The 26,825-nt window shown below is 65.7% G+C and carries 23 protein-coding genes; 10 read left to right on the forward strand and 13 right to left on the reverse strand.

Annotated features, from left to right (window positions below; translation table 11 throughout):
- Nucleotides 1-24 precede the first annotated feature (24 nt).
- From narJ to ACNSTU_RS04270, 5 genes are read right to left on the reverse strand one after another with little or no spacing between them, the layout of a single operon-like run.
- Nucleotides 25-720, reverse strand: coding sequence for a nitrate reductase molybdenum cofactor assembly chaperone (narJ, locus tag ACNSTU_RS04250; protein ID WP_290631319.1), 696 nt, complete (start codon nucleotides 718-720; stop codon nucleotides 25-27).
- Complete coding sequence (gene narH, locus ACNSTU_RS04255) at nucleotides 717-2,288, reverse strand: nitrate reductase subunit beta (protein ID WP_290637216.1); 1,572 nt, start codon at nucleotides 2,286-2,288, stop codon at nucleotides 717-719. Before narH ends, narJ begins: the two co-directional genes overlap by 4 nt.
- Complete coding sequence (locus ACNSTU_RS04260) at nucleotides 2,285-6,043, reverse strand: nitrate reductase subunit alpha (RefSeq protein ID WP_290637214.1); 3,759 nt, start codon at nucleotides 6,041-6,043, stop codon at nucleotides 2,285-2,287. The genes narH and ACNSTU_RS04260 overlap by 4 nt, the downstream gene beginning before the upstream one ends.
- Nucleotides 6,044-6,060: 17 nt before the next feature.
- Nucleotides 6,061-7,467: a NarK family nitrate/nitrite MFS transporter gene (locus ACNSTU_RS04265; RefSeq protein WP_290631325.1), complete on the reverse strand. Its 1,407-nt coding sequence runs from the start codon at nucleotides 7,465-7,467 to the stop codon at nucleotides 6,061-6,063.
- A 34-nt stretch (nucleotides 7,468-7,501) separates the two neighbouring features.
- Nucleotides 7,502-8,788, reverse strand: coding sequence for an MFS transporter (locus ACNSTU_RS04270; protein WP_290631328.1), 1,287 nt, complete (start codon nucleotides 8,786-8,788; stop codon nucleotides 7,502-7,504).
- 344 nt (nucleotides 8,789-9,132) lie between these two features.
- Between ACNSTU_RS04270 and ACNSTU_RS04275 the strand changes: the two genes are divergently transcribed.
- The 3 genes from ACNSTU_RS04275 to ACNSTU_RS04285 are packed head-to-tail and all read left to right on the forward strand — an operon-like array spanning nucleotide 9,133 to nucleotide 11,851.
- Nucleotides 9,133-10,800, forward strand: a complete 1,668-nt coding sequence (locus tag ACNSTU_RS04275) for a type IV pili methyl-accepting chemotaxis transducer N-terminal domain-containing protein (protein WP_418212115.1) — start codon at nucleotides 9,133-9,135, stop codon at nucleotides 10,798-10,800.
- A 2-nt stretch (nucleotides 10,801-10,802) separates the two neighbouring features.
- Nucleotides 10,803-11,441, forward strand: a complete 639-nt coding sequence (narL, locus tag ACNSTU_RS04280) for a two-component system response regulator NarL (RefSeq protein ID WP_290631332.1) — start codon at nucleotides 10,803-10,805, stop codon at nucleotides 11,439-11,441.
- Between the two features lie 20 nt (nucleotides 11,442-11,461).
- Entirely contained in the window at nucleotides 11,462-11,851 is a 390-nt protein-coding gene (locus tag ACNSTU_RS04285; RefSeq protein WP_290631334.1) for a SirB2 family protein, read from the forward strand.
- A gap of 8 nt (nucleotides 11,852-11,859) precedes the next feature.
- Here the strand turns inward: ACNSTU_RS04285 and ACNSTU_RS04290 are convergent, their stop codons facing one another.
- Nucleotides 11,860-12,213 carry a carboxymuconolactone decarboxylase family protein gene (locus ACNSTU_RS04290; protein WP_290631336.1) on the reverse strand — a complete coding sequence of 118 codons (354 nt, stop codon included), beginning with the start codon at nucleotides 12,211-12,213 and terminating at the stop codon, nucleotides 11,860-11,862.
- A 118-nt stretch (nucleotides 12,214-12,331) separates the two neighbouring features.
- Between ACNSTU_RS04290 and mobB the strand changes: the two genes are divergently transcribed.
- The 5 genes from mobB to ACNSTU_RS04315 all read left to right on the forward strand — a co-directional run bounded on the left by mobB (nucleotide 12,332) and on the right by ACNSTU_RS04315 (nucleotide 16,480).
- On the forward strand, nucleotides 12,332-12,889 hold the full coding sequence (gene mobB, locus ACNSTU_RS04295) for a molybdopterin-guanine dinucleotide biosynthesis protein B (RefSeq protein ID WP_290631377.1): 558 nt from the start codon (nucleotides 12,332-12,334) through the stop codon (nucleotides 12,887-12,889).
- On the forward strand, nucleotides 12,886-13,566 hold the full coding sequence (locus tag ACNSTU_RS04300; protein ID WP_290631338.1) for a Crp/Fnr family transcriptional regulator: 681 nt from the start codon (nucleotides 12,886-12,888) through the stop codon (nucleotides 13,564-13,566). The genes mobB and ACNSTU_RS04300 overlap by 4 nt, the downstream gene beginning before the upstream one ends.
- Nucleotides 13,567-13,727: 161 nt before the next feature.
- Entirely contained in the window at nucleotides 13,728-14,504 is a 777-nt protein-coding gene (gene fnr / locus ACNSTU_RS04305) for a fumarate/nitrate reduction transcriptional regulator Fnr (RefSeq protein WP_290631341.1), read from the forward strand.
- A gap of 69 nt (nucleotides 14,505-14,573) precedes the next feature.
- Complete coding sequence (gene ubiU, locus ACNSTU_RS04310) at nucleotides 14,574-15,572, forward strand: ubiquinone anaerobic biosynthesis protein UbiU (RefSeq protein ID WP_290631343.1); 999 nt, start codon at nucleotides 14,574-14,576, stop codon at nucleotides 15,570-15,572.
- Between the two features lie 11 nt (nucleotides 15,573-15,583).
- On the forward strand, nucleotides 15,584-16,480 hold the full coding sequence (locus ACNSTU_RS04315; RefSeq protein ID WP_290631345.1) for a U32 family peptidase: 897 nt from the start codon (nucleotides 15,584-15,586) through the stop codon (nucleotides 16,478-16,480).
- On the opposite strand, the gene ubiT is transcribed toward ACNSTU_RS04315, so the two are convergent.
- Complete coding sequence (gene ubiT, locus ACNSTU_RS04320; RefSeq protein ID WP_290631347.1) at nucleotides 16,472-16,951, reverse strand: ubiquinone anaerobic biosynthesis accessory factor UbiT; 480 nt, start codon at nucleotides 16,949-16,951, stop codon at nucleotides 16,472-16,474. The two genes, ACNSTU_RS04315 and ubiT, sit on opposite strands and share 9 nt — an antisense overlap.
- A gap of 159 nt (nucleotides 16,952-17,110) precedes the next feature.
- Between ubiT and ACNSTU_RS04325 the strand changes: the two genes are divergently transcribed.
- Complete coding sequence (locus ACNSTU_RS04325; RefSeq protein ID WP_290631349.1) at nucleotides 17,111-17,542, forward strand: hypothetical protein; 432 nt, start codon at nucleotides 17,111-17,113, stop codon at nucleotides 17,540-17,542.
- The gene (locus ACNSTU_RS04330) at nucleotides 17,539-18,906 is read left to right on the forward strand and encodes a serine hydrolase domain-containing protein (RefSeq protein ID WP_290631351.1); all 1,368 of its coding nucleotides are present in this window, start codon (nucleotides 17,539-17,541) and stop codon (nucleotides 18,904-18,906) included. The genes ACNSTU_RS04325 and ACNSTU_RS04330 overlap by 4 nt, the downstream gene beginning before the upstream one ends.
- A gap of 5 nt (nucleotides 18,907-18,911) precedes the next feature.
- Here the strand turns inward: ACNSTU_RS04330 and ACNSTU_RS04335 are convergent, their stop codons facing one another.
- Genes ACNSTU_RS04335 through ACNSTU_RS04360 form a run of 6 tightly spaced genes read right to left on the reverse strand, consistent with a single transcriptional unit; the run spans nucleotide 18,912 to nucleotide 26,819 of the window.
- Nucleotides 18,912-19,715, reverse strand: a complete 804-nt coding sequence (locus ACNSTU_RS04335) for an alpha/beta fold hydrolase (protein ID WP_290631353.1) — start codon at nucleotides 19,713-19,715, stop codon at nucleotides 18,912-18,914.
- The gene (locus tag ACNSTU_RS04340; RefSeq protein ID WP_290631355.1) at nucleotides 19,715-21,019 is read right to left on the reverse strand and encodes an O-acetylhomoserine aminocarboxypropyltransferase; all 1,305 of its coding nucleotides are present in this window, start codon (nucleotides 21,017-21,019) and stop codon (nucleotides 19,715-19,717) included. Before ACNSTU_RS04340 ends, ACNSTU_RS04335 begins: the two co-directional genes overlap by 1 nt.
- A 39-nt stretch (nucleotides 21,020-21,058) precedes the next feature.
- Entirely contained in the window at nucleotides 21,059-22,765 is a 1,707-nt protein-coding gene (locus tag ACNSTU_RS04345) for a SulP family inorganic anion transporter (RefSeq protein ID WP_290631357.1), read from the reverse strand.
- Complete coding sequence (locus ACNSTU_RS04350; protein ID WP_290631359.1) at nucleotides 22,762-23,184, reverse strand: DUF6691 family protein; 423 nt, start codon at nucleotides 23,182-23,184, stop codon at nucleotides 22,762-22,764. The genes ACNSTU_RS04345 and ACNSTU_RS04350 overlap by 4 nt, the downstream gene beginning before the upstream one ends.
- A 5-nt stretch (nucleotides 23,185-23,189) precedes the next feature.
- A complete protein-coding gene (locus ACNSTU_RS04355) occupies nucleotides 23,190-23,624 on the reverse strand; it encodes a YeeE/YedE family protein (RefSeq protein WP_290631361.1) in 435 nt (144 codons plus the stop codon).
- A gap of 54 nt (nucleotides 23,625-23,678) precedes the next feature.
- On the reverse strand, nucleotides 23,679-26,819 hold the full coding sequence (locus ACNSTU_RS04360) for an efflux RND transporter permease subunit (RefSeq protein WP_290631363.1): 3,141 nt from the start codon (nucleotides 26,817-26,819) through the stop codon (nucleotides 23,679-23,681).
- Nucleotides 26,820-26,825 lie beyond the last annotated feature (6 nt).

Below are 26,825 nucleotides of genomic sequence, written 5' to 3' on the forward strand. Positions count from 1 at the left end.
CTCGTGTCTCCTAAACCCTCTGTCTCAGGCGGTGTTGCGCTTGAGTGCCGACCAGTCCACAGGCACGGCCTGGCCCTGGTTGGTTTTCGCCCCGCCGCAGCCGCCGCTGGTGGGCCCAAACGTCACCGGCTCCTCGGCCCAGACTTCGTCCAGGGCCTCGGGGGTGTCGTCGCGCTCCTCCTCGCGGAGTTGCCGCTGGAGTTGCTCCCCGGCCGTCTCCATTCCGCCAAGCTCCAGCAGGGCCTTGAACAGCCACTGGTAGTCGCTGTCGCGCTCTTCGAGCCGTCCTTGGAGGAGCTGGAGCAGATGCCCCATCTCCTCCAGCCAGCCCTGGACCTCTTCCTCCGACAGACGCGAGCAGAACTCCAGGAACAGGGGCACGTAGTCCGGCAGCTCGTTGGCACTGACCTCCAGGCCGTGCTCCCGGTAGATGTTGAGCAGATTCACCATGGCCTGCCCGCGGTCCCGGGACTCGCCGTGGACATGCTCGAAGAGATGCAGGGAGAGCGAACGGCTGCGGTCGAAGAGGCCCACGTACTCGGCCTGGACGTCCAGCAGGTCATGGGTGCGCAGCCGCTCGACCAGGCCCACCAGGCCCCGACGCGTGTCCGCGTCGAGCCCCGGTGCCTCCTGGATCACGGTCGCCAGCTCGTGGCCGTGCTGCTGCAGCTCCTCGCCGGGGTAGTCCATGAGCACGGCGATCGCCTTGAGGATCATCATGACGAACCCTCCTTCTCCTTCTCGCGGGTCTTGAACTCGACCCGCGCCGGGAACGCGCGCTGGCTGGCCCGCCGACCACCGAAGATGTCGGTCTTGGTGGAGCCGTTGCTGGAGACGTTGCAGCCATCACCAAAGCTGAAGCCACAGCCGGCCCGCTCGCCGTAGGGATCCTCGGCCGAGAACTCCTTGCTGGCCGTGGGAATGTCGAAGCGGTCCTCGTAGTTGGCGATGGCCATGATCTGGTACATGTCCTCCACCATCTCCTCGGACAGCCCCACCTGCTCCAGCACCGCGTGATCCGGCTTGCCCTCGACGGTCTGGCTGCGCTTGAACTTGCGCATGGCAAGCATCCGCTCCAGTGCCTTGATGACCGGCCGCTCGTCACCGGCGGTGAGCATGTTGGCCAGGTACTTCACCGGGATGCGCAGGGAGGCCACATCCGGGATCAGCCCTTCGCTGTCGATGTTGCCGGCGTCGGCCGCCGACTGGATCGGCGACAGCGGCGGCACGTACCACACCATGGGCAGCGTCCGGTACTCCGGGTGCAGCGGGAAGGCCACCTTCCAGTCCATGGCCATCTTGTACACCGGCGATCGCTGGGCGGCCTCCAGCCACTGCTGCGGAATGCCTTCCTTCTTCGCCGCGGCGATCACCTCGGGATCGTGCGGATCGAGGAAGACGCGCATCTGCTGCTCGTAGAGATCCTGCTCGGAGGGCGCCGAGGCGGCCTCCTGGATGCGGTCGGCATCGTAGAGGATCACGCCGAGGTAGCGGATGCGGCCCACGCAGGTCTCGGAGCACACGGTGGGCTCGCCCACTTCGATACGCGGGAAGCAGAAGGTGCACTTCTCCGATTTGCCACTCTGCCAGTTGTAGTAGATCTTCTTGTACGGGCACCCGGAGATGCACATGCGCCAGCCGCGGCACTTGTCCTGGTCGATCAGGACGATGCCGTCCTCCTCACGCTTGTAGATCGCGCCCGAGGGGCACGAGGCCACGCAGGTGGGGTTCAGGCAGTGCTCGCACAGCCGGGGCAGATACATCATGAAGGTGTTCTCGAACTGCCCGTAGATCTCCTTCTGGATGTTCTGGAAGTTGTAGTCCTGGGAGCGTTTCTCGAACTCCCCGCCCAGGATCTCCTCCCAGTTCGGGCCCCACTCGATCTTGTCCATGGGCTGGCCGGTTAGCGCCGAGAACGGCTTGGCCACCGGCTGGTGCTTGGAGTCGGGGGCGTTGTGCAGCCGCTGGTAGTCGTAGTTGAACGGCTCGTAGTAGTCGTCGATGCTTGGGAGATCCGGGTTGGCGAAGATGTTCGCCAGGATCCGCCACTTGCTGCCGGCCTTGGGCTGGAGCTTGCCGCTCTTCACCGACCAACCGCCGTTCCACCGCTCCTGGTTTTCCCAGTCTTTCGGATAGCCGACACCGGGCTTGGTTTCGACGTTGTTGAACCAGGCGTACTCCATCCCTTCACGAGACGTCCAGACGTTCTTGCACGTCACCGAGCAGGTATGGCACCCGATGCACTTGTCCAGGTTAAGGACTTTTCCAATCTGCGCGCGGACCTTCATGCCTGTTCCTCCGCCTCGTAAATGCTCTGGTCGTCACCGTCGAGCCACTCGACCCGATCCATCTTGCGCACCACCACGAATTCATCGCGGTTGGAGCCGACAGTGCCGTAGTAGTTGAAGCCGTAGCTGAGCTGGGCGTAGCCGCCGATCATGTGCGTGGGCTTGAGCACCGCGCGGGTCACGGAGTTGTGGATGCCGCCCCGCTCGCCGGTGATCTCCGATCCGGGGGTGTTCACCAGCTTCTCCTGGGCGTGGTACATCATCACCATGCCCTCGGGAACGCGCTGGCTGACCACGGATCGGGCCACCAGGGCGCCGTTGCTGTTGAAGCACTCGATCCAGTCGTTGTCGACGATGCCGACCTTCTTGGCGTCCACTTCGCTCATCCATACACACGGCCCGCCACGGGAGAGCGTGAGCATCAGCAGGTTCTCGCTGTAGGTGCTGTGAATGCCCCACTTCTGGTGCGGGGTAATCCAGTTCAGCGCGATCTCCTCGTTGCCGTTGCCTCGCACGCCCTGGATGGTCTGGGTGGTGCGCATGTTCACCGGCGGCTTGTAGCTCACGAACCCTTCGCCGAACGCCCGCATCCAGGGGTGATCCTGATAGAGCTGCTGTCGCCCGGTGAGCGTGCGCCACGGGATCAGCTCGTGGACGTTGGTGTAGCCGGCGTTGTAGGACACATGCTCCGACTCCAGCCCGGACCAGGTCGGCGACGAGATGATCTTGCGCGGCTGGGCCACCAGATCACGGAAGCGGATCTTCTCCTCTTCCTTGTTCAGCGCCAGGTGGGTGTGATCCCGCCCGGTCTGCTTGGAGAGCGCTTCCCAGGCCTTGACCGCAACTTCACCGTTGGTCTCGGGCGCGAGGCTGAGAATGATCTCGGCGGCGTCGATGGCCGAATCGATCTTCGGCATGCCCTTGTTGGTGGCTCCCTCCTTGAGATGGATACCGTTGAGCTTGCCCAGGAACTCCACCTCGTGCTCGGTGTTCCAGGCGATGCCCTTGCCGCCGTTGCCGACGTTGGTCATGAGGGGCCCCAGCGCCGTGAACCGGGCGAAGACGTTGGGATAGTCGCGCTCCACCGGCACCAGTTGCGGCATGGTCTTGCCCGGCACCGGATCGCACTCGCCCTTGTGCCAGTCCTGCACGTCGAAGGCCTGGCCCAGCTCGGCCGGGCTGTCGTGCAGCAGCGGCAGGGTGACGATGTCCGTCTCCTTGCCGAGATGCCCCTGCACCACCTGTGAGAAGGCGCGGGCCAGCCCCTTGTAGATGTCCCAGTCGGAGCGGGACTCCCAGCACGGGTTCACCGCCTCGCACAGCGGGTGGATGAACGGGTGCATGTCCGAGGTGTTGAGGTCGTTCTTCTCGTACCAGGTGGCCGTGGGCAACACCACGTCCGAGTACAGGCACGTGGTGGACATGCGGAAGTCCAGCGTGGTGAGCAGGTCGAGCTTGCCGCGCGGGGCCTCGTCGCGCCAGGTCACTTCCATGGGCTTGTCCGCGCCCTCTTCACCCAGGTCCTTGCCCTGCACGCCGTGGTCGGTGCCCAGCAGGTGCTTGAGAAAGTACTCGTGGCCCTTGCCGCTGGAGCCCAGCAGGTTGGAGCGCCAGATGAACATGTTGCGCGGGAAGTTCTGCGGATCGTCCGGATCCTGGCACGCCATGCTCAGCTCACCGCTCTTGAGCTGCTCCACCACGTAGTCCTTCGGGTCCTTGCCGGCCGCGGCGGCAGCTTTCGCCACCTGCAGGGGGTTGGCACCAAGCTGTGGCGCGGACGGCAGCCACCCCATGCGCTCGGAGCGGACGTTGAAGTCGATCATGCTGCCCTGCCACTGCGACTTGTCGGCCAGCGGCGAGAGCATGTCCGCCACCTGCAGCTTCTCGTAGCGCCACTGGTCGGTGTGCGCGTAGAAAAAGGAGGTGGAGTTCATGTGCCGCGGCGGCCGCGCCCAGTCCAGGGCGAAGGCGAGCGGCTGCCAGCCGGTCTGCGGGCGCAGCTTCTCCTGGCCCACGTAGTGCGACCAGCCGCCCCCGCTCTGGCCGACGCAGCCGCAGAACACCAGCATGTTGATGATGGCCCGGTACGACATGTCCATGTGGTACCAGTGGTTCAGGCCGGCGCCGAGGATGACCATGGACTTGCCTTCGGTCTTGTTGGCGTTGTCCGCAAACCGGCGTGCGACCTTGATCACCTTGTCGCGCGAGACGCCGGTGATCATCTCCTGCCAGGCCGGCGTGTAGGGCAGGTTTTCGTCGTAGCTCTTGGCCGTGTTCGGGCAGTCCAGGCCACGATCCACACCGTAGTGGGCGGTGATCAGGTCGAACACCGAGGCCACCAGCGCCTCTTCGCCGTCGGCGAGAGTGATCTTGCGCACCGGCACCTTGCGGTAGATCACGTCATCCTGCGGGTTGGGCGTGAACCGCCCGAGCTCGTGCTCCAGGCCGCCGAAGTACGGGAAGCCCACCTCGGCCACCTCGTCCTTCACGTCCAGGTGGCTGAGGCGCAGCTTGGTATCCTTGCCGTCGGCGCGCTTCTCTTCCAGGTTCCACTGGCCGTCCTCGCCCCAGCGGAAGCCGATTGAGCCCTGAGGCACCACGACGCTGTCGCTGGTCTCGTCCCAGGCGACGGTCTTCCACTCGGAATTGTTCTTCTGAGCGAGCCCCTTGTCGAAGTCCGAGGCGCGCAGGAAGCGGCCGGCCTGATAGCCCTTGTCGGTCTTGTCCAGCCGCACCAGGCAGGGGAAGTCCGTGTACTTGCGGGCGTAGTCCTGGAAGTACGGGCTGGGGTTGTCCACGTGGAACTCTTTCAGCATCACGTGCCCGAGCGCCATCCCCAGCGCAGAGTCGGTGCCCTGCTTCGGGTTCAGCCACATGTCGGCGAACTTGGACGCCTCGGAGTAGTCCGGCGTCACCGTGACGATCTCGGTGCCCTTGTAGCGGACTTCCGTCATGAAGTGGGCGTCGGGCGTACGCGTCTGCGGTACGTTGGAGCCCCACATCATGATGAAGCCGGAGTTGTACCAGTCCGCCGATTCCGGCACGTCGGTCTGCTCACCCCAGGTCTGCGGCGAGCTGGGCGGCAGGTCGCAGTACCAGTCGTAGAAGCTCATGCACACGCCGCCGAGCAGCGACATGTAGCGCGACCCTGCCGCGTAGCTGACCATGGACATTGCGGGGATGGGCGAGAAGCCGATCACCCGGTCCGGGCCATAATGCTTGATGGTGTAGACGTTGGCAGACGCCACCAGCTCGTTGACCTCCTCCCAGTCGCTGCGCACCAGGCCACCCTTGCCGCGCCGGCTCTTGTACTGCTGCGCCTTGGCCGGGTCCTCGACGATGGAGGCCCAGGCGTCCACCGGGTCGTCGTGCTGCTGCCGCGCCTCGCGCCACAGCCGCAGCAGATGGCCGCGCACCATCGGGTGCTTGAGCCGGTTGGCACTGTAGATGTACCAGGAGTAGCTGGCACCACGAGCGCACCCGCGGGGCTCATGGTTGGGTAGATCCGGCCGCGTGCGCGGGTAGTCCGTCTGCTGGGTCTCCCAGGTAACGAGACCGTTCTTCACGTAGATCTTCCAGCTGCAGGAGCCGGTGCAGTTCACACCGTGCGTGGAGCGCACGATCTTGTCGTGCTGCCAGCGGCTGCGGTAAGCGTCCTCCCAGCGGCGAGGCTCGTCGGTGACCACGCCGTGGCCATCCGAGAATTCTTCCTTGGTGCGCTGGAAGAAGGTCAGTCTGTCGAGAAAGAAACTCATGGCGATCTCCTCGCGATTTAGCAGGGCACTTCCGCATTCGGGCGGGCGTAGTACCACCAGGTAATGGCAATGCAGGTGACGTAGAAAACGATGAACGCCCAGAGCGCGCCCTGAACACCGCCCGTCAGGGCGATGGACACGCCGTAGCTCTGGGGAATGAAGAAGGCGCCGTAGGCGGCAAGCGCCGAGCTGAAGCCAAGCACCGCCGCACCTTCCTTGTTGGCGTCGATGACGGCCTGCTGCTCGGCGGCCTCACCCTTGCCGGCGGCAGCGCGCTGGTGCTCCGTCATGAATATCACCGGGATCATCCGGAAGGTTGAGCCGTTGCCGATGCCGGTGGTCAGGAACAGCAGCATGAACATGGCGAAAAAGCCCCAGAAGCTGCCGTCGCCGACCCCCGCGGGCAGGAACCAGATCACCCCGAACACGGCGAACGCCATGATGATGAAGTTCCAGAAGGTGACGATGGCTCCGCCGAGCTTGTCGGACAGCCAGCCACCCAGGGGCCGGATCAGTGCGCCCACCAACGGGCCGAGAAAGGCGAACTGGGTGCCGTCCACGCCCTCGAACTGGCTGTTGATGAGCATGGGAAAACCGGCCGAGTAGCCGATGAACGAGCCAAAGGTGCCCAGATACAGCCAGCACATGACCCAGTTGTGCTTGCGCTGGAAGATCACCGACTGCTCCTTGAACGAGGCCTGGGCATTGGCCAGGTCGTTCATCCCGAACCAGGCGGCGACGGTGGCGATGACCAGGAACGGTACCCAGACGAAGCCGGCGTTCTGCAGCCAGAGCTGTTCACCGTCCTCCGTGGTGAGCGGCTGACCGCCCAGAAAGCCGAACACGCCCATGGTGATCACCAGCGGCACCACGAACTGCACGGTGCTCACGCCCAAGTTACCCAGGCCCGCATTCAGGCCCAGCGCAGTGCCCTTCTCCGCCTTGGGATAGAAGAAGGCGATGTTGGACATGCTGGAGGCGAAGTTGCCGCCGCCGAAGCCGCAGAGGATGGCCAGCAGCGCCATGATCCAGAACGGGGTATCAGGGTTCTGGGCGGCAAAGCCGATGCCCAGGGCCGGGATCAGCAGAGAGGCGGTGCTGATGGCCGTCCAGCGCCTGCCGCCGAAGATCGGCACCATGAAGGAGTAGAAGATCCGCAGCGTCGCGCCGGACAGCCCCGGCAGCGAGGACAGCCAGAACAACTGCTGGGTGGTGTAGTCGAAACCCACGCGCGGCAGATTCACCACCACCACGCTCCAGACCATCCACACGGCGAAGGCCAGCAGCAGGCAGGGAATGGAGATCCACAGGTTGCGGTTGGCAATGCGCTTGCCCTCCCGCTCCCACTGCTCCGCGTCCTCCGGGTTCCAGCCGTGGATCACGCGCTGATCCAGTGGCTGCGATGTTGCGTTGGTTGCGCTCATTGTCGCGTTTACCTCGTCAAGGGTGATGATCGTGTCAGGTGTCCGCCGCGGCCTCGTCACGCACCGAGGGCTGGTGGTAGCGATCGCGGGTGAGCACCGGCTGGCGCCGTTCGGTCCACCACATCCAGATCACCGAGACCAGGGTGAAGCCGAAGCAGAGCATCCAGATGCTGGTGGTCACGCCGGTGAAGTCGATCAGCGCACCGAACATGGGCGGCAGCAGGAAGCCGCCAAGGCCGCCGAACAGGCCGACCATCCCGGACACCAGCCCGAGGTTGTGGTCGTATTCATCGGAGAGGTACTTGAACACCGAGGCCTTGCCGATCCCCCAGGCGATGCCGACGATGAACAGCAGCGTGGTGAACAGCCACACCGGCATGGCCAGGGTGAAGCTCAGGGTCTCGCCGCCCATCTGCTGGATGGTGTACTCCGTGGGCGGATAGGACATGAAGAAGAAGCTGATCAGGCTCGCCCACATGCACACCCAGGTGACCGTGTGCGCGCCGAACTTGTCCGAGAGGTAACCGCCGAAAGCGCGGATCACGCCCGAGGGCAGCACGAAGATGGTGGCAATGAGCGCGGCGAGCTGAATGCCCACGCCGTACTCCAGCATGTAATAGCGGGTGAGATAGAGGGACACACCCACGTAGCCGCCGAAAACCACCGAGTAGTACTGGCAGTACTTCCAGACCTTGGGGTCGTTGAGGACCTTGACCTGCTCGCGCAGCGTCGGCGCTTTCTTGTTCGGGTCCTTGAGCTGCGGCTCGGTGAAGGTGAAGAACCAGAACAGCAGTGCGGTAATCGCCACGATCGCCGCGTAGATATTGGCAACTGCCTGCCAGCTCAGCACCACGATGATGGTGGGCGCGATGTACTTGGTCACTGCAGCGCCGGCGTTACCGGCGCCGAAGATGCCCATGGCCAGACCCTGCTGACCGCGCTCGAACCACTTGGCGGTGTAGGCGATGCCCACAGAGAACGAACCACCGGCCAGGCCGACGAAGGCACCGATGACCAGCATCTGCCAGTATTCCGTGGCGAACTGCACGAGCCACACGGCGGGCAGTACGCAGAGCATCAGGATGAAGAACACCGGACGACCGCCGTACTTGTCCGTCCACGCGCCCAGTGGCAATCGGACCAACGACCCGGTGAGAATGGGCAGCGAGGTCAGGATGCCAAACTGGGTATTGGTGAGGTTGAGCTCCTCCTGAATCGGCACCCCGATCTCGCCGAACATGGTCCAGACCATGAACATCATCGTGAATGCGAAGGTGTTCATGGTGAGAACCGAATACTGCTTGAAGCGATGCGTTGCCATGCCGTCCCCTGTATCGGTAGTGCGTTTTTCTGGGGATGACGTTAGTGAGGGCGTACCCGGGCAATCTTGACCCGGATCAACTCAGGATCGGTGGCAACGAGGAAGGGAAGCGGAATATATCCCTCCTTAGGTATCTCAATAAATATTTCAAATATTTGTTTTTACTATTTTTATTAAAGCCCTAATATCTTATTAAACTGAATGCAATACAAACACGGATCATTGGAGGTACCACCCTGAGTATCCCGAAATCCCACAGCGCGCACCCCTGGTCGCTACGCGTTCGGCTCGGGCTGATCCTCACCGGTATCACGGCGCTCGCCCTGCTGAGCATGGGCGGCTCCATGGTGATAACGGAGAGCGCCCGGGGTGATGCGGCGGCCATAAACGAGGCGGGCTCCCTGCGCATGCAGGCGTACCGCATCGCCGCGCTCGTGCGGGGGCCGGCGGATGCAGACGCCGTGGCATCCGCCGCCGTGACCTTCGAGACGAAACTGGAAGACAGGGCGCTGCGCGCGGCCGCCAGCAGTGACCCATCTTTGCAGGAACGTTACCAGGGGATTCGTGACGAGTGGCGTGACGTGTTGCGGCCTGCCCTGGCAGATGTCGCCGGCGCAACGGCATACACCGACGAGGTCGGCGGTTTCGTCGATTCCGTGGACGCCATGGTGCAGGATCTGCAGCAACAAGCGGAGCGCCGCATCCAGCTGCTGCGCGGCATTCAGGCCGGCGCCATCGCCCTGACGCTGCTGCTGGCCGCAGGCGCCATCGCGCTGCTTCAGCGCCGGATCATGACTCCGCTGCGCGACCTGATCGACGCCGCGGGCCGCCTCGGCCAGGGCGACTTCTCCGCTCGCGCAACGCACACCCGCAACGACGAGTTTGGCGTACTCGGCCAACGTTTCAACACCATGGCTGCAGAACTGGACTCCCTCTACGCGGACATGGAACAGCAGGTCGCACACAAGACCGCGGACCTGCAGCGCAGCATTCAGGCCCTGCAGCTGCTCTATGACACTGCGCGGGATCTCGCCCCGCACCACCTCACGGACACGGCCATGCAACCCATCCTCGACCGGCTTCGCGACATAGTCGATGCCGGCCCGGTCAGCGTGAGCCTGACTGAACCGGACAGTGACGAAGCGGTTCAGACGTTTCAGTCTACCGCGGTGGACGATGACGGCGGCGGCACCGCCACCACCATCACGCTGCGCCACGGCGGTCATACCCACGGCAAGATGCAGCTATGCCACCCGGCCGCCACCCCCCTTGCCCCCTGGAAGCACCAGCTGGCGGAGGCGGTAGCGGATCAGATCGCCCTCGCCCGCGCGCTTGCCCGGGAGGCGCAGAAACAACGGCGGCTTGTGCTCATGGAGGAGCGCGCGGTACTCGCCCGGGAACTGCACGATTCACTGGCGCAGTCGCTTTCCTACCTGAAGATCCAGGTCGCCCGCATGCAGGCCGGTCTAAGAGACGAAACCGACCATGTCGACACCCGGGCGATTGCGGCGGAGTTGCGCGAAGGACTCAATACAGCCTATGGTCACCTCCGCGAGCTATTGACCACGTTCCGCCTGCGTGTGAACGAGGCAGGTCTGCGCCCGGCGCTGGAAGCCACAGTACGGGAATTCCGCCAGCGCTACCCGCAACTGGAGCTGCATCTGGACACGGAGGCCACGGACCCGGAGCTGGATTCCAACGCCGAGGTCCATGCCCTGCAGATCGTCCGCGAAGCTCTGACGAACGTGGGGCACCATGCGCAGGCGACGATGGCGGTGGTCAGGCTAATGAAGGACGACAACGACTGGATCCGACTGCTGGTGCAGGACGACGGCATCGGCATGCCCGATCAACCTGAAAAAGCGCACCACTACGGTATTCAGATCATGACGGAACGGGCACGCAGCCTGGGGGGCGAGCTGGCGATAGGCGCAGCCGAACCGCACGGTACCCGGATCGAGGTGACCTTTCCGCGGGATCGGGATACGGCCAATGACGACATGGAGCCATAGGCATGAGCACACGCGTGTTGATCGTCGACGATCACCCCCTGCTGCGACGCGGCATCTCGCAGCTTCTGGACCTGGAAGCCGACATGACCTGTGCCGGGGAAAGCAGCAGTGGCAAGGAAGCCCTGGACATGGCGACCGAACTGGAGCCGGATCTTATCCTCCTGGACCTGAACATGCAGGGTATGACCGGCGTCGAGACACTCAGGGCGCTGCGCGAGAACGGTGTTGAAGCGTGCATCGTGATGCTCACCGTCTCCGACAGCGAAGACGACCTGACCGCCTCCCTGCGCGCCGGCGCCAACGGCTACCTGCTGAAAGACATGGAACCGGAGGCGCTGCTCACCCAGCTCCGTCGCGCCGCCGCCGGTGAGGTGGTCATCAGCGAAGCGCTCACCTCCAGCCTCGCCCGGGCGCTCACCAAGGGGCGCGAGAGCAACGCCCCGGGCATCGACAGGCTCACTGCGCGAGAGCGGGAGATCCTGCGCCATCTGGCCCGGGGCGAGAGCAACAAGACCATCGCCCGCAATCTCGGCATTACCGAGGGCACGACCAAGGTGCACGTGAAGAACCTGCTCAAGAAAATGGCGTTCCGATCGCGGGTCGAAGCCGCGGTGTGGGCGGTTCAGAACGAACTCAAATAAGACACCGGGGAACCGACGCAATGGCCGAACAGTACGTCCTCATCAAGCACATTCACCAACTCAGCGCCATCATCAGCATCGCCCTGTTCCTGCTGCGGGGCATCTGGATGCTGGCGGATTCAAGCATGCTCCAACGCAAGTGGGTGCGCATCGTGCCCCACGCGGTGGATACGGTGCTGCTCGCCAGCGCGCTGCTGCTGATCTGGATCATCGCCCAGTATCCGTTCGTCCACGACTGGGTGACGGCCAAGGTAGTGGGGCTGGTGGTCTACATCGCGCTGGGCATGGTGGCGCTCAAGCGTGGACGCACAAAACAGACCAGGCTCGCCGCCTGGATCGCGGCCATCCTGGTATTCGCCTACATCATGCTGGTGGCGGTCACGAAGGACGTGGTGCCGCTGCTCGGCTGAGGCACCGGTCAGTCGTCCGCATCCTCTTCCACATCGTCCTCGTCGTCTTCCTCTTCGAGGATATCCTCCACCCAGGTCAGGGCGGCGACGGACGATGGGAAACCGAGTGTGGGCACGCCGAGCAGGGCTACCTGGCGGATTTCGTCGCCGGTAAACCCTTCATCCAGGGCGCGCCGGACGTGGGAGTGGGTCGCACCCTCACTGCCAAGGGCGATCGCCATGGCCAGTTTCACCAGGCGGCGGTCCCGCTCGTCCAGCGGCCCTGCCTCTGCGCACGCGCGGCCGAGCCGGCTGTAGGCATCCCAGATTTCCGGATAGTCTTCGGCGACATCACCGGCACCTGAGGGGAGTTCGTTCGCCATGATTCCAGTCCTCGTCAGTCGCGTCCGCTGGGAACGGTATAATGACCGCCCTCCCGGCGGCCACGTCAAATCCCGTACAGTGTGAGGCAACCAGGGCACCATGACCAGCATCGCGACCATGCCACGCTACCCGTATCAATCACTCTGGCCGCAGACCTGCCGCCGGCCCATCATCGGTTTCGCCGCCTGGAGCGGCACCGGCAAGACCACCCTGCTGGAAGCGGTGATCCCCCGCCTGCGTGAGGCCGGGCTGCGGCTGGCGCTGGTGAAACACGCCCACCACGCTTTCGACGTGGATCACCCGGGCAAGGACAGTTACCAGCTGCGCAAGGCCGGCGCCGACCAGGTGCTGGTCACCTCCGGTAGCCGCTGGGCTCTGATGCGGGAGCGGGAGGAAGAGCGCGACCCGATACTCGCTGAGGAGATCGCGCGCCTCGATCAGGACAGCGTCGATCTGCTGCTGGTGGAAGGCTTTCGCGGCGAACGCTTCCCGAAGATCGAGCTGCTGCGCGAGACGGGGCGGGACCGACCACCACTGTTCCACAATGATGACGCCATCATCGCCGTGGCCACCACGGCAAACCACCCGCTGGACACGGCGCTGCCAAGGCTGTCCATGAACGACCCGGACGGCGTGGCACGCTTCATCCTGCAGGAGATCGCGGGGGCTCGATGAAACAGGACGGCATTCACGAGGCGCTGGTTAGCAATCCGCTCTTCCGCCACCTCCCCAACAGCGAACTGGACGGCCTGGTTGGCCGTGTACGCCGGGTGCGCCACCAAACCGGCGCCATCCTGTTCCACCAGGGCGATCCGGCGCAGCATTTCTTCCTGCTTCAAGAAGGCCTGATCAAACTGGCGCGCACCAACGCCGAGGGACTGGAGAAGGTGGTGCACTTGGTCCGGCCGGGGGAAACCTTCGCCGAGGCGGTCATGTTCATGGACGCCCGCAAGTACCCAGTCACGGCTCAGGTTCTCGAGCCGGCAGGGGTGCTGAGTATTCCCAACGACGACTACCGTGCCCTGCTCGACAACGACACCGGCGCCTGCATGGCGTTGCTGGCCGACCTCAGCATGCGGCTGCACAGCCGTCTCGAGGACATCGATCAGCTCACACTGCAGCAGTCCCGCCCGCGGGTCGCCCGCTACCTGCTCACCCAGGCAAGCGCCAGCCCGCTACCGGGCGAGCCGGTTCAACTTCCGGCCCCAAAGCACGTCATCGCCTCGCGCCTGTCGATGACGCCGGAGACACTCTCGCGGATTCTCCACGAACTGAACGCCCGGGGTGTACTGGAAGTGCGGCACCGGGAGATCATCGTGCATGACCCGGAGGGCCTTCGCGCGTTATCGTGAACTACTGTGCTGGCGCTCATGAGCATCCACGCTGGCCACCCGAATCGTGTGTGGAAATACAGGGAACGGTTACACTGATAACCACAAAGTTATAACAGGGAACAGCCCTCGCGCGAGGTCGAACACCAGGACGCTGCACGGACGTTGAAGGAGTCCTACCGATGGCTGAGCAGACGATGAACCGACCCAACATCCGCCAGATCCGGGAAGCGTGCCGGACCTGCAGCCTCAGCGACCTTTGCCTGCCAGTGGCACTGGAGGGTGCGGACGTGGACGCGCTGGACCGCATCGTCGAGCGACGCAAGCCGCTGGCGCGGGGTGATGTTCTGTATCGTTCGGGCCGGCCGTTCGGCGCCATTTACGCCGTGCGCACAGGCGCTCTCAAGAGTCTGACCATCTCCGAGGACGGCGAAGAGCAGATCACCGCATTCCACCTGCCCGGCGAGCTGCTGGGTCTGGATGCCATCAGTTTCGGCGAGCATCCGTCCACGGCGTCGGCGCTGGAGACCACCAGCATCTGCGAAATCCCGTTCGAGGAGCTGGAGCGGCTCTCAGAAGACATCCCCGGCCTCAATCGGCAGCTGCTGCGGATCATGAGCAAAGAGATCTTCAACGAACAGGAGATGCTCCACGCCCTGGCCCGGCGCACCGCAGAGCAGCGGCTGGCGATTCTGCTGACCAGCCTCTCGGACCGGTTCGCCCGGCGGGGTCTGTCGTCGACCCGCTTCCGCCTGCCCATGTCACGCCACGAGCTGAGCAACTACCTCGGGCTGGCGCCGGAAACCACCAGCCGGCTGTTCCGCCGCTTCGTGGACAACGGCTGGATCACCGCCGACGGCCGGGAAATCTCGCTGAATGACATGGACGCGCTCAGGGCGGTCATCGGCAGCAGTGCCTCGGCGCTGGAGAAGAACGCCGGCATACCCAAACGCTCTTGATCCGGATCAAGGCGGGCCAACCCACTCGGACGACAAGCTCCCGGGAGTCAACTCCGACGGGAGCACATCATGGAACTGGTCTGCCCGGCAGGGAACGCAACGGCCCTGCGCGTCGCCATCGAGAGCGGTGCCGACACCATTTATACGGGGCTCAGTGACGCGACGAACGCCCGCCATTTCCCCGGCCTGAACTTCTCCCCTGACCAGCTCGCCCAGAGCATCACCGAGGCCCATGGCCACGGCGTGCGTGTCCTGCTCGCGGTAAACACCTATGCGCAGCCCCAGGGGTGGGACCACTGGCGCTCGGCAGTGGATCAGGCGGCGGCACTGGGGGTCGACGGGATCATCCTGGCCGATATCGGCCTGCTCGAGTACGCCGCGCGGACGTACCCGGACCTGCCTCGGCACCTGTCGGTGCAGGGGTCGGCGACCAGCGTCGAAGCACTGCGTTTCTATCACGAGTACTTCGGCATCCGCCGCGCCGTCCTGCCGCGAGTACTCTCCCTCGCCCAGGTCCAGCAGATCGCCGCCGACGCGCCGGTGGAACTGGAGGTCTTCGGCTTCGGCTCACTGTGCATCATGGCCGAGGGGCGATGCCTGCTCTCCTCCTACGCGACCGGAGAGTCGCCCAACACTGCCGGGGCCTGCTCCCCAGCCGGCCATGTCCGCTGGGACGAAACCGCGGACGGCACGTTGAGCTCACGCCTCAACGGCGTGCTCATCGACCGCTTCGCCGCGGGCGAGAAGGCGGGGTACCCCACCCTGTGCAAGGGGCGTTTCACCGTGGCTGACCGCACGGATCACACCCTGGAGGCCCCCACGAGCCTGAATACACTGGATCTGCTGCCAGAACTCCACCGCGCCGGAATCACCGCGATCAAACTGGAGGGGCGGCAGCGCAGCCCAGGCTACATACGCCAGGTGGCCGCGGTGTGGCGCCAGGCCATCGACCGCTGCCTGACCGCCCCGGACGCCTATGCGCCGGAGCCCGGGGAGAAGGCACGGCTCTCCGCGCTCTCCGAGGGCAGCCAGACCACCCTTGGCGCCTACAGCCGCTCCTGGCAGTGAGAACGACCACCATGACTGACACCACGAAACCGCGGATCGCGATCGGCCCCTGCCAGTACTTCTGGCCACGGGCACACACCCTGGCGTTCTACGAGCGTATCGGCGCAAGCGCCGCGGATTCCGTCTATCTCGGCGAGACGGTCTGTGCCAAGCGCAGGGAACTGCGCCCCGACGACTGGATCGCCCTGGGGCGGGAACTGGCTGCCGCCGGCAAGGAGGTGGTGCTGTCCACGCTCACTCTTGTCGAGGCCCGTTCGGAAATGGGCATGGTGCGCCGCATGTGCCTGAACGGCGAGTTCCTGGTGGAGGCCAACGACATGGCGGCGGTGCAGATTCTCCGGGAGCAGGGCCTGCCCTTCACGGGCGGGCCGTTCCTGAACATCTACAACAGCCACGCCCTGCTGGCGCTAAGGGACCTCGGCATGAGGCGTTGGGTCATGCCCCTGGAGCTGGATGGCGCCACCCTGCGCGCCCTGCTGGACGCCGCCGGGCCGCAGCGTCCGGAAACCGAGGTGTTCGCCCACGGACGCCTTCCCCTGGCCTGGTCGGCCCGCTGCTTCACCGCACGCCACCACGATCTGCCCAAGGATCAATGCGGGCTCCGTTGCATCGACGACCCGGACGGCCGCCCCGTGAACACCCGCGAAGGCGAACGCTTTCTGACCATCAACGGCATTCAGACCCAGTCCGGCCGCGTCCACAACCTGCTGCCCGCCTGGCAGAAGCTGGCGGCGGCCGGGGCGGACCTGCTGCGGTTGAGTCCTCGCATCGGTGAGACGCCCGACCTGGCCGACGCGCTGGCACGGGCCATGGCCGATGACACCACCACGACACTGACCCAGGACGGCGATGACTGCAGCGGGTACTGGCACGGTGCCGCCGGCATGGACCGCATCCCGCTACCCTGACTCCCGGGAGGTCGCCCCGGGCACGTGATCTGCTGCCTGCCTGAGGAGCTCCGTTACGGGCGTCGGCAGTTCGGCAGGATCAACGCTGTCGAGCACATTCTTCACCGCCAGCCCGAGGGCGGTATCGCCCTGAACACCGAGACGCCGATGAAAGAACAGGGTATCCGGGTCAACCCGCTGCGCCATGACCTGCACCAGGTCCTCGGCGAAGGCTGTCACCGTGGCGGCGGCGTCCTGGCCCGGAGGCGCCGGCACAATCCGACCGTCGCGCAGGGTCAGGCGCACGCTGACGTCGGGGTCACGGACAACAATACGGATCACGCGCCCGCCCAGGGGATCCAGCGCGCCGTCGGCGATGCGGTCCCGGAGCACACGCGTACTGACAGTCGCAACAATTGCCTCCAGTAACGAGGCCGGCAGCATCTGCGCGGGTCGCAGGACATGGGCGGGCCGCGGGAGCACGAGACGCATGACGGGTACCATCCTCAATCCAGTGACACGCACACTCTCCACCAGTGCGGATCGGGCTGGCCTTGTTCTGGATCAAGCGCTGCCGATTCCGGCAAACACCGGTAGCATGTAGTCTTGCAGTTACTGACCTTTCAACAAGAAGACTCCCCGGAGGCGGGCTTGGAAATTGAACCATGGGGCATATGGCTGCTACTGGCACTGGGGCTTTTCGCACTGGAACTGGTGCTAATGGGCGGTGCCGGCGGACTGTTCCTGGCGTGGGCACTGATGGCACTGGCGGCGATGGCGGCGGCCCTGCTCGACGCCAGCATCATGGGGCAGCTGATTACTGCCGGAGTGGCGGGACTGGTGGCGATGCCCGGGGTCATATGGCTGTTCCGAAGTGCCACCGAGGGGGGCGCCGGTGAAGCCGGCACACCCACCGCGGTGACCATCCGCCACGGCAAGGCGGGCGTCATCGTTCGCGGCGAGTTCTTCCAGGCACGACATGAGGACGGCCGTGAACTGCGGCAGGGCGACAGCGTGCTGGTAGTCCGCTACCAGGGACTCACGGCCATCGTGAAGGATGCCGACGCCGGGGGAACTCATTGAGCCGCCCCGCCCCGCTCCTTTCGGGGGCACTGTTTCTCCTGGTGCTACTCGCCCTTTCCATGGTGTGGTGGGGGCCCATCGCGCGCGACTTTGCCGCTGCCGGAACCGGCTACGGCGCCAAGCAACTGTGCTCGGGCGTGTTCGTCTCGGGCCGCGATCCCCGCACGGTGCTGGAAGAGGATCTGGGCGACCTCCCCGCCGTGATCAGCGCACACGCTAATCCTGACACCGGCACCGTCACCGCCTCCCTGGGGCCGCTGTCGCGGACCGCACATTACCGGGAAGGGCTGGGCTGCACTCTGGCTGCCGGAGGCACCGCACTGGAACCCATGCCGGTGAACGCCAACCGCGCCGGCACAGGCACGGAAGCGTTCCCGGAAGCCCCGGATGACGCGCCCCGACGCCTGGCGCTCGGCCCTCTGATGGAGGCGGCATTCAGCGAGCCGGCCCGCGACGCACAACGCGGCACGCGCGCCCTGGTCGTCGTGCACCGGGGGCAGATCGTCGCGGAACGCTATGCGCCAGGCTTCGACCGCGACATGCCGTTGCCCGGCTGGTCCATGGCCAAGAGCGTCACCAACGCCCTCACCGGCGTACTGGTGCGGGACGGCCAGCTCGGTCTCGACGCCGCCGTGCCGCAGTGGCGCGACGCCAACGACGGCCGCGAATCCATCCGCGTTCGTCACCTGCTGCAGATGACCTCCGGACTGGCCTTCGACGAGGACTACGCCGACCCGCTCGGCGACCCCATTCGCATGCTGTTCAACGAACCGGACGCCGCCGCGTTCGTGCGCAGCAAGGCACTGGAAGCCGAACCGGGCTCGGAGTGGGATTACACCAGCGGTACCACCAATCTCCTCATGGCCCTGCTCCGCGATGCAGTTGGCGATGACAGGGCCTGGGCCGACTTCCCGCGCGAGGCGCTGTTCCGCCCCCTGGGCATGGACAGCGCCGTGCTGGAGCCGGACGCGTCCGGCAACTTTGTGGGCTCGTCGTTCATGCTGGCCACGGCGCGGGACTGGGCGAGGTTTGGCCAGCTCTACCTGCACGACGGCGTGTGGAACGGCGAGCGTCTGCTCCCGGAGGACTGGGTCGCGTTCACCCGGGAACCCGCTCCGGACGCCGACAAGGGCGGTTACGGCGCCCACTTCTGGTTGAACCGGGGGGACCCGGACACCGGGGAACGCCCCTGGCCGGAGCTGCCCGCGGATACGTACGCGGCGTCAGGTTACCAGGGGCAGGAAGTGGTGATCGTGCCCTCGGCCGACCTGGTGGTGGTGCGCCTGGGCCTCTCCCGGCCCCGGGAGGCGTGGGACCGGGAGTGGTTCGTCGGCGGCGTACTCGACGTGCTGGGCGAGGACTAACCTCCTCAGCCCAGACGCGCCCCGAAGGCGATCAGCTCGTCCAGAAGCTCGTTCGGACGTTCCAGCGGCGTCATGTGCCCGCATCCGCGCAGCACCGTGCGGCTGACGGGCGCGGTAACGGCGTCCGCCAGTGCCGCGGTGGCCTTTGGCGGGGTCATCATGTCGCGGTCGCCGATCACGAAATGCACCGGGCAGGCGATCTCCCCGGCACGGGCGACGCCCGCCTCGTAGGCGTTGCAGGCGTTCATGTCCGTGAACAGCACGCCCGGTGCGGCCTGCTCCAGCAGTCGGACGCCCTGTCCGTGGATCCACAGCCCGGGGGCCTGGTTACCGCCCAGGTGCGACTGCGGGCTGATGCCCCAGTTCATGATCATGCCGATTCCCCTGGGATCGTTTGCGCGGGTCGCCTCCAGCAACGGCTCCGCCACCGGCATGGGGAATCCGGTTCCCACCAGCGCCAGACCCTTGACCCGATCGCGATAGCGCGCGGCGAAATCCACGGCCGCCAGCGACCCCATGCTGTGACCCACCACCATGGCCTGCTCCACACTGGCGGCGTCCAGCAGCGCGGCGAGCCAGTCCGCCTGGGCTTCGATGGAGCCGAGTGGCTCTCCCGCCGAGCGCCCATGACCCGGGAGGTCCACGGCCATGACGTTCTGCCCGTGGAAAGCGAAGTACCGGCTCTGGAGAATCCAGGCGGAGTGGTCCATGCCCGCGCCGTGGACGAACAGCCAGGTAGTTCGCCCCGGCTCCAGTGCGTGGGTGCCGGTATAGATGTACGTCTTGCTGCCATTGACCGTGAGTTCCATCAGCGCGCCTCCTTCTGACTGGCACGCAGGGCGCGCTTGAGATCGTTGATCAGATCGTCGGGATCCTCCAGTCCCACGGACAGGCGGATCATGCCCTCGGAGATGCCCGCCGCGCGCAGCGCTTCGCTGCTCATGCGGTGGTGAGTCGTGCTGGCCGGATGGATCACCAGCGACTTGGCATCGCCCACGTTGGCTAGATGGGAGAACAGGTTCAGGCTCTCGGTGAACCGCCGCCCCGCCTCACGGCCGCCCTTGATGGTGAAACTGAACACGGCGCCGCACCCCTTGGGCAGCATCCGAGCCGCTAGGCCGTGGTCCGGGTGGTCCGGCTGCTCCGGGTAGCCCACGTGCTCCACCGCCTCGTGCTCGGCAAGAAACGCCACCAGCCTGCGCGTGTTGTCCACGTGACGCTGCATGCGCAAAGGCAGCGTCTCCAGGCCCTGCAGCAGATGAAAGGCGGTGGTCGGGCTCATGCACGCCCCGAAGTCCCGCAGCCCCTCCTTGCGGGCGCGCAGGAGAAAGGCGCTCGGGCCGTACTCCTCGGTGAAGTCCATGTTGTGGAACCCGGCATAGGGCTCTGTCAGCTCCGGGAACAGGCCGGAGGCGTCCCAGTCGAAACGACCGCTGTCCACCAGCACCCCGCCCACGGCAACGCCGTGGCCGCCGAGGAATTTGGTGGCCGAGTGATAGACCAGATCGGCCCCGTGGTCGAAGGGGCGGCACAGATAGGGCGTAGTGAAGGTGGCATCGATCAACAACGGCAGGCCATTGTCGTGCGCCACCTGCGCCACCGCCTCGATATCAAGGATATCCAGCCCGGGGTTGCCCAGCACCTCGCCGAAAACAAGGCGTGTCTCCGGGCGGATGGCGTTGCGGAACGCCTCCGGATCGCGCGGATCGACGAACGTCGTCTCGATGCCGAAGCGCGGCAGCGTGTAGGTGAGCAGGTTGTGGGTGCCACCATACAGGGAGTGGGAGGCGACGATATGCCCGCCCGTGCCCATGAGCGTGGCCACGGCCAGATGGACCGCGGCCTGGCCGCTGGCGGTGGCAATGGCGCCAACGCCGCCCTCCAGGGCGGCCACACGCTCTTCCAGGACAGCGTTGGTGGGGTTGGAAATGCGCGAATAGACGTGGCCGGCACGCTCGCCGTTGAACAGCGAAGCGGCCTGATCGCTGTCCTGGAACACGAACGACGTGGTCTGGTAGATGGGCGTCGCGCGCGCCCCCGTGGCCGGATCCGGTTGCTGGCCGGCGTGCAGGCTCAGCGTATCGAAACTGAACGGGCCGGATGTGCTGCTCATGATGGCTCCTCAATCACATTGTTATGGTCAGCCACAAACCTACTGGTTCCGCTCCGGTTCGGCCAGTGTTTCGAACGCCTCATTCACCGACAGAAAGACCTCCCCCCGCAGCCGTTCCATGAGCGGCCCGCCGCTCAGGCCGTCCATTACCGGCCCCTTGACCTCGGCCAGGTGCAGGCGGATGCCCTGCCGTTCCAGTCCGGCATCGAGCGCCTCGAGCATATCCAGCGCCGTGGCGTCCACATGGCTGACGGACGTCATCACCAGCACCAGGTGCTCGGGCTGCGGGTCGCGTGCTACGAGGGTCTCGATCTGTTGCTGCACCACTTCGGCATTACCGAAAAACAGGTTCTCGTCGATGCGCACCAGCAGTACGCGCCCATCCGTCTCAACCCGGTGGCGGCAGACATTGCGAAAATGTTCAGTCCCGGGAACCCGGCCGACCACGGCCACATGGGGGTGACTGGCCCGCCAGATCAGGGTGATCAGCGACAGCGTTACACCGAACAGCACACCTGCCTCGACCCCCACCACCAGCACGCCCAGCGCCGTGCCGGCGAAGGCAAGCCCCTCCATGCGGTCATGCCGCCAGACGCGCCGCAGGGCCGCGACGTCCACCAGACCGACCGCCGCAATGATGATGACCGCCGCCAGCACCGTCATGGGCAGCGCCCGAAAGAGCCCGGTTGCGAAAACCAGCACCAGGGCAATCAGCGCCGCAGCAATAATCCCCGCCAGTGGCGTCCGCGCCCCGCCCTCGGCATTGACGGCGGTGCGCGAGAAACCACCGGTCACCGGGAACGCGCCGGACAGCGCGCTAACCACGTTGGCCGCGCCTAGCCCGCGCAGCTCGGCATCGGGATCAATCCGCTGCCCGCGCTGCCGCGCGAACGCCTGGGCGATGGCCACGCTCTCGACAAAACCGATGAGGCCAATGATCAGGGCGGGCAGCAGCAGCGGCGTGATCAGGGCCGGATCCAGGGCGGGCAACACCAGTTGCGGCAGACCGGCGGGCAGCGCGCCCACCACATCGAGCCGGTGCTCCAGCCCGGCCACCGCGACCAGTGCGGAGACGCCGATAACGGCCCCCATGGGGGCGAGCCTGGAACCCAGGGCGGCCATTGGTGGCGACACGCCCAGGCGACGCAGCAGGCCGGGCAGGTAGATACGGGCGGCCAACAGGGCACTCAGTACACCAACCCCGATCGCCGCCGTAAGCGGGTCCACGTCCGGCATCGAGCGCACCAGCCCGACAACCAGGGCCAGTGCGCTCTGCCCGTCGGCGTCCACACCAAGCAGTGGCCGCAGCTGCCCTACGATAATGAGCAGTGCCGCGCCGGAGATGAAGCCGCTGATCACCGGATGGCTCATGAGCCGCGCCAGGTTCCCCAGGCGCAGCAGGCCGAAAACGAACAACATGATGCCGGAGAGGAACGCCAGCAGCACCGCGCCAGCGATGTACTCAGGGCTCCCGGGATCGGCCAGGGGCGTCAGCGCCGAGGCGGTCATCAGCGACGCCACCGCCACCGGCCCCACGGACAACACCATGGACGAGCCGAACACGGCGTAGGCCAGCAGCGGCGTGACACTGGCGTACAGACCAAGCTGCGGGGGCAGGCCCGCCAGGGCAGCATAGGCAAGCCCCTGGGGCACCAGCAGCATGGTCACCACCACGGCGGCCAGCAGGTCGCCGGGTAGCAGATCACGCCGGTACCGGCGAACCCAACCCGGCAACAGCTTGGTCATGCGCGGCGTTTCCGCTCGATCAGTTCAAACACACCCATGCCGGCGACCATGGAGGCCACGAACACCAGCGCTTTGGCTTCACCAGCACCCAGGGCCACCACCGCCGGGCCGGGGCAGAAACCGGCCATGCCCCAGCCGACCCCGAAGCCCAACGCACCGAACAACAGCCGACCGTCGATGTCCGCCCGGGCAGGCAGGCGCATGGGCTCACCAAGCAGGGATTCGCGGCGCCCCGCGGCGACACGGAAGGCGATGAACGCAGCGCCGATGGCGCCAACCATGACCAGCGCCAGGGACGGGTCCCACGCACCAGCCAGATCAAGAAACCCAAGAACCTTCTGCGGGTTGGCCATGCCGGACACCAGCAGACCGACGCCGAAGATCAGACCAACAACAAAGGCAGATAAGAGTGTACGCATCCCGGTTACCCTCCGATCACGTGGCGGATCACGAACACCGTCGCAAAGCCGGTGGCCATGAACGCGACGGTCGCCAGCAGCGACCGCGGTGACAGACGCGAGATACCACAGACCCCGTGACCGCTGGTGCAGCCGGCGCCGTAGCGGGTGCTGATACCCACCACAAGCCCGGCCAGAATCAGCATTGGGTACCCCGCCTCGATCCGGATCTCCGGCAAGCTGGTGGTGGCCAGCCAGACCAGCGGGGCGCCGACCATGCCGGCGATGAACGCCAGCCGCCAACCCACATCGCCCCGCTGCGGGGCAAGCAGCCCGCCAACAATACCGCTGATACCGGCAACACGGCCGTTCAACAGAATGAACAGCGCCGCGGCCAGCCCGATCAACACGCCGCCGGCCAGCGCCGACCACGGTGTGAATGCCGCCCAATCAACCGTCATGGTGACTCCTCGATTCCGGAAACAATGACAACTCAGTGACGGCTCATTATACCATCAAGTTCTATCGTTATAACCAAAATGATTATTCATTCGACGTGTCACATGCCGCGCCGCATTCTCGTAGACCGCCAGCATGGCCGGCACCAGGAACAGCACGATGAGCGAGGCGATGGCCAGGCCGAAGGCGATGGCGATCGCCATGGGGATCAGGAACTGCGCCTGCACGGAGGTCTCGAACAGCAGCGGCGTCAGCCCGCCGATGGTGGTCAGCGTGGTCACCAGCACGGGACGCAGCCGCAGCCGGGACGCCTCGATCAATGCGTCCTCCACCGGCGCAGCGGGATTGCGGTCGCGGATCTCGCGGTAGAACGTGACCAGGATGATGCTGTTGTTCACGACGATGCCAGAGAGGCCGAACAGACCGAACAGCGACAGAATCGTGAGGTCGAGGCCGAACAGCCAGTGACCGAAGAACGCACCGACGATGCCGAACGGGATCACCGCCATGACCAGCAGCGGCCAACCGTAGGACGCGAACACGAACGCCAGCACCAGGTAGATCAGCGCCATGGCGAGAATCAACCCGGCGCGCATGTCCGCCAGGGTCTCCTCCTGATCGGCCGCCTGCCCCTCGAAGGCGGTCTGCACGCCGTAGCGCTCCCGCAGCTCCGGCAGCAGGTTCTCTTCCAGGTCGGCACGAATACGGTTGGCGTTGGCCACCTGGGCGTCCACGTCCGCCGTGGGCCGCACCGCCAGCCTGCCGTCGAAGTGGCGCAGCGATGAGAAGCCGCGCCGGGTCTCCAGGTCGGCCACGTTCACAAGGGGCACGGTGTTCCCGTCCGGCGTCTGCACGCGCAGGTCTTCCAGACTGGCGAGGTCGTGCCGGTCCTCCGGATGCAGCCGAACCCACACTTCCACTTCGTCACGCCCCTGCTGGAACAGCTGCGTGAGCACGCCGGCGTACGCATCGCCCAGCTGGGCGCTCAGATCCGCCGCATTGAGCCCCAGTGCCCGGCCCTGATCGTTGAGCCGGTAGATCCATTGTTCCGGCCCATAGGGCAGATCATCGGCAATGCCGGAGACCCCCGGTCGCTGGCGCAGATCGTTCTGCACGGCCATGGAGGCGGCCTTGAGTTGCTCCGCCGGCGCGCCGGTGATGCGCACGTCGATGTCCGCCCCGGGCGGGCCCTGCCCCCGCTCGCGGATCACCAGGTCCTCCAGCCCCGGCGCGCCAGGGGCATTGTCTTCCCAGGCACGAATGAACGCACGGTTGCGGATCTCCCGCTGATCCGGCGGCGACAACTCCACGAAGACACCGCCGTAGTGCTCACCGACACGCCTGTCCTGCGGATCACTGGCAATGGTGCTACCGGTCCGACCCACGTAGGTATGCAACACGTCGCCACCGGCCTCCTCTGCCGTCTTCCTCAGCGACGCCTCCAGCTCGTCCAGATACGCCTCCACACGCGAACGTGGGGTGCCCGGCGCGAAGCTCACGTTCGCCTGCAGAGTCTCGCCCTCCACCGACGGGAAGAACGTGAAAGCCAGCCGTCCGCCGGGCACCAGCGCGAACGCGACGATCAACAGCGCAATGGGCGCGGCAATGGTCGCCCAGCGATGGTGCACCGAGGCGGTGACGGCCCGCCTGAACGCGCCGTCGCGGAAACGGTTGAAGGCGGCGTCCAGCCGCTGGCGGTAGCGATTGGGCGAGACACGCTGGCTGCGCTCGAAGGAGCGCCGCAGGTGGCCAGGCAGGATGAAGAACGCCTGCACCACGGCGGCGATGATCACACAGATAATCACCAGCGGAATGTCGAACAGGATGTTGCCGATGGGGCCGCCGATGATCATCAACGGCAGGAAGGCGGCGATGGTGGTGAGCGAGGCGGCCATCACTGGCGCGAACATGCGCCGAGCACCATGAATCGCCGCTTCATCGGCCGACTCCCCGGCCTGGAAGCGACTGTAAGCGTTCTCCCCAACCACCACCGCGTTATCGACGATGATGCCCAGTGCCATGATGAAGGCAAACAGGCTCATCATGTTGATGCTGCCGCCGGTGAAAAAGAGCACGGTCAGCGCTGCCAGGAATGAGGTGGGAATACCCAGCGTGACCCAGAACGCCATGCGCCCGGAGAGGAATGCCAGCAGCACGCCGATCACCAGCAACAGCCCGCCCACCCCGTTTTTCAGCATGAGTGCGATGCGTTCGCTGATGAACTGCCAGAACTCGTCGAACACCTCGACACTAGCCGTCGCGGGCAGCGCGGGTGTGCGCTCCGCCAGGAAATCATCCAGCACGCGGGCCGCGGCGAGTGCGTCCTCGTCCTCGGCACGCTCGACCAGGATCTCCACCGCATCGCGGCCGTTGAAACGCAGCTGGATCTCGTTGTCCCGCGCCTGCTGGTTGATATCAGCTAGCAGCCCGAGCGGCACCGAACGCCCGCCCTCAACGGGCACTGCCAGTTCCTCGAAGGCCCGGACGCTGCGGGCCTGATCCACGCCGCGGAGCTGCCGCGCCACATCGCGCTCGCCGGCATCCCCGGCGGGGATATCGCGGCTCTGGGCATCAACCCGCGCGGCCAGTTCACTGAACGACAGCCCCAGGTCGGTGAGTGTCGCCTGGGGAATGTCGATGCTGATCTCCTGCTCCGCCATGCCGGTGAGCTCGACGCGAGTCACGCCGCTCTCCAGCAGCTCTTCTTCGAGCCGGCGACTCAGTTCCCGCACCTCCCGGGTGTTGAGATCACCGCTGACCAGCAGACGCGCAACCGGGTCATAGCGCAGCACGCGACTGATGGTCGGCTCGCGCGCCGCCTCCGGCAGGTTGCGTACACCGGCGACCCGGTCCTTGACCGACTCCGTCGCCTGCGCCATGTCCGTGCCCTCGCGGAACTCCAGCACCACAGTGGCGCCGCCCTCCGCCGACGTGGAGGTGAGCTCGCGCAGGCCGTCCACGTCACGCAGCTCCTCCTCCAGGGGCGACGTCACCGCGTCGGCCACCTCTTCGGCAGTGGCGCCGCGCCACTCCACCTGTACGGTGACAAAATCCAGCTCGAAGGTGGGGAAGAACTGGGTATTGAGCTGCTGCAGCGACCACAGCCCGGAGACGACCATCAGGACCATGATCAGATTCGCCGCCACCGGGTGACGGGCGATCCAGCCTATCCACGATTCGCGCGGTATGTCGCTCATGGACGT

Origin of the sequence: Aquisalimonas sp. APHAB1-3, assembly GCF_048323695.1 — a bacterium.
GTDB lineage: Bacteria > Pseudomonadota > Gammaproteobacteria > Nitrococcales > Aquisalimonadaceae > Aquisalimonas.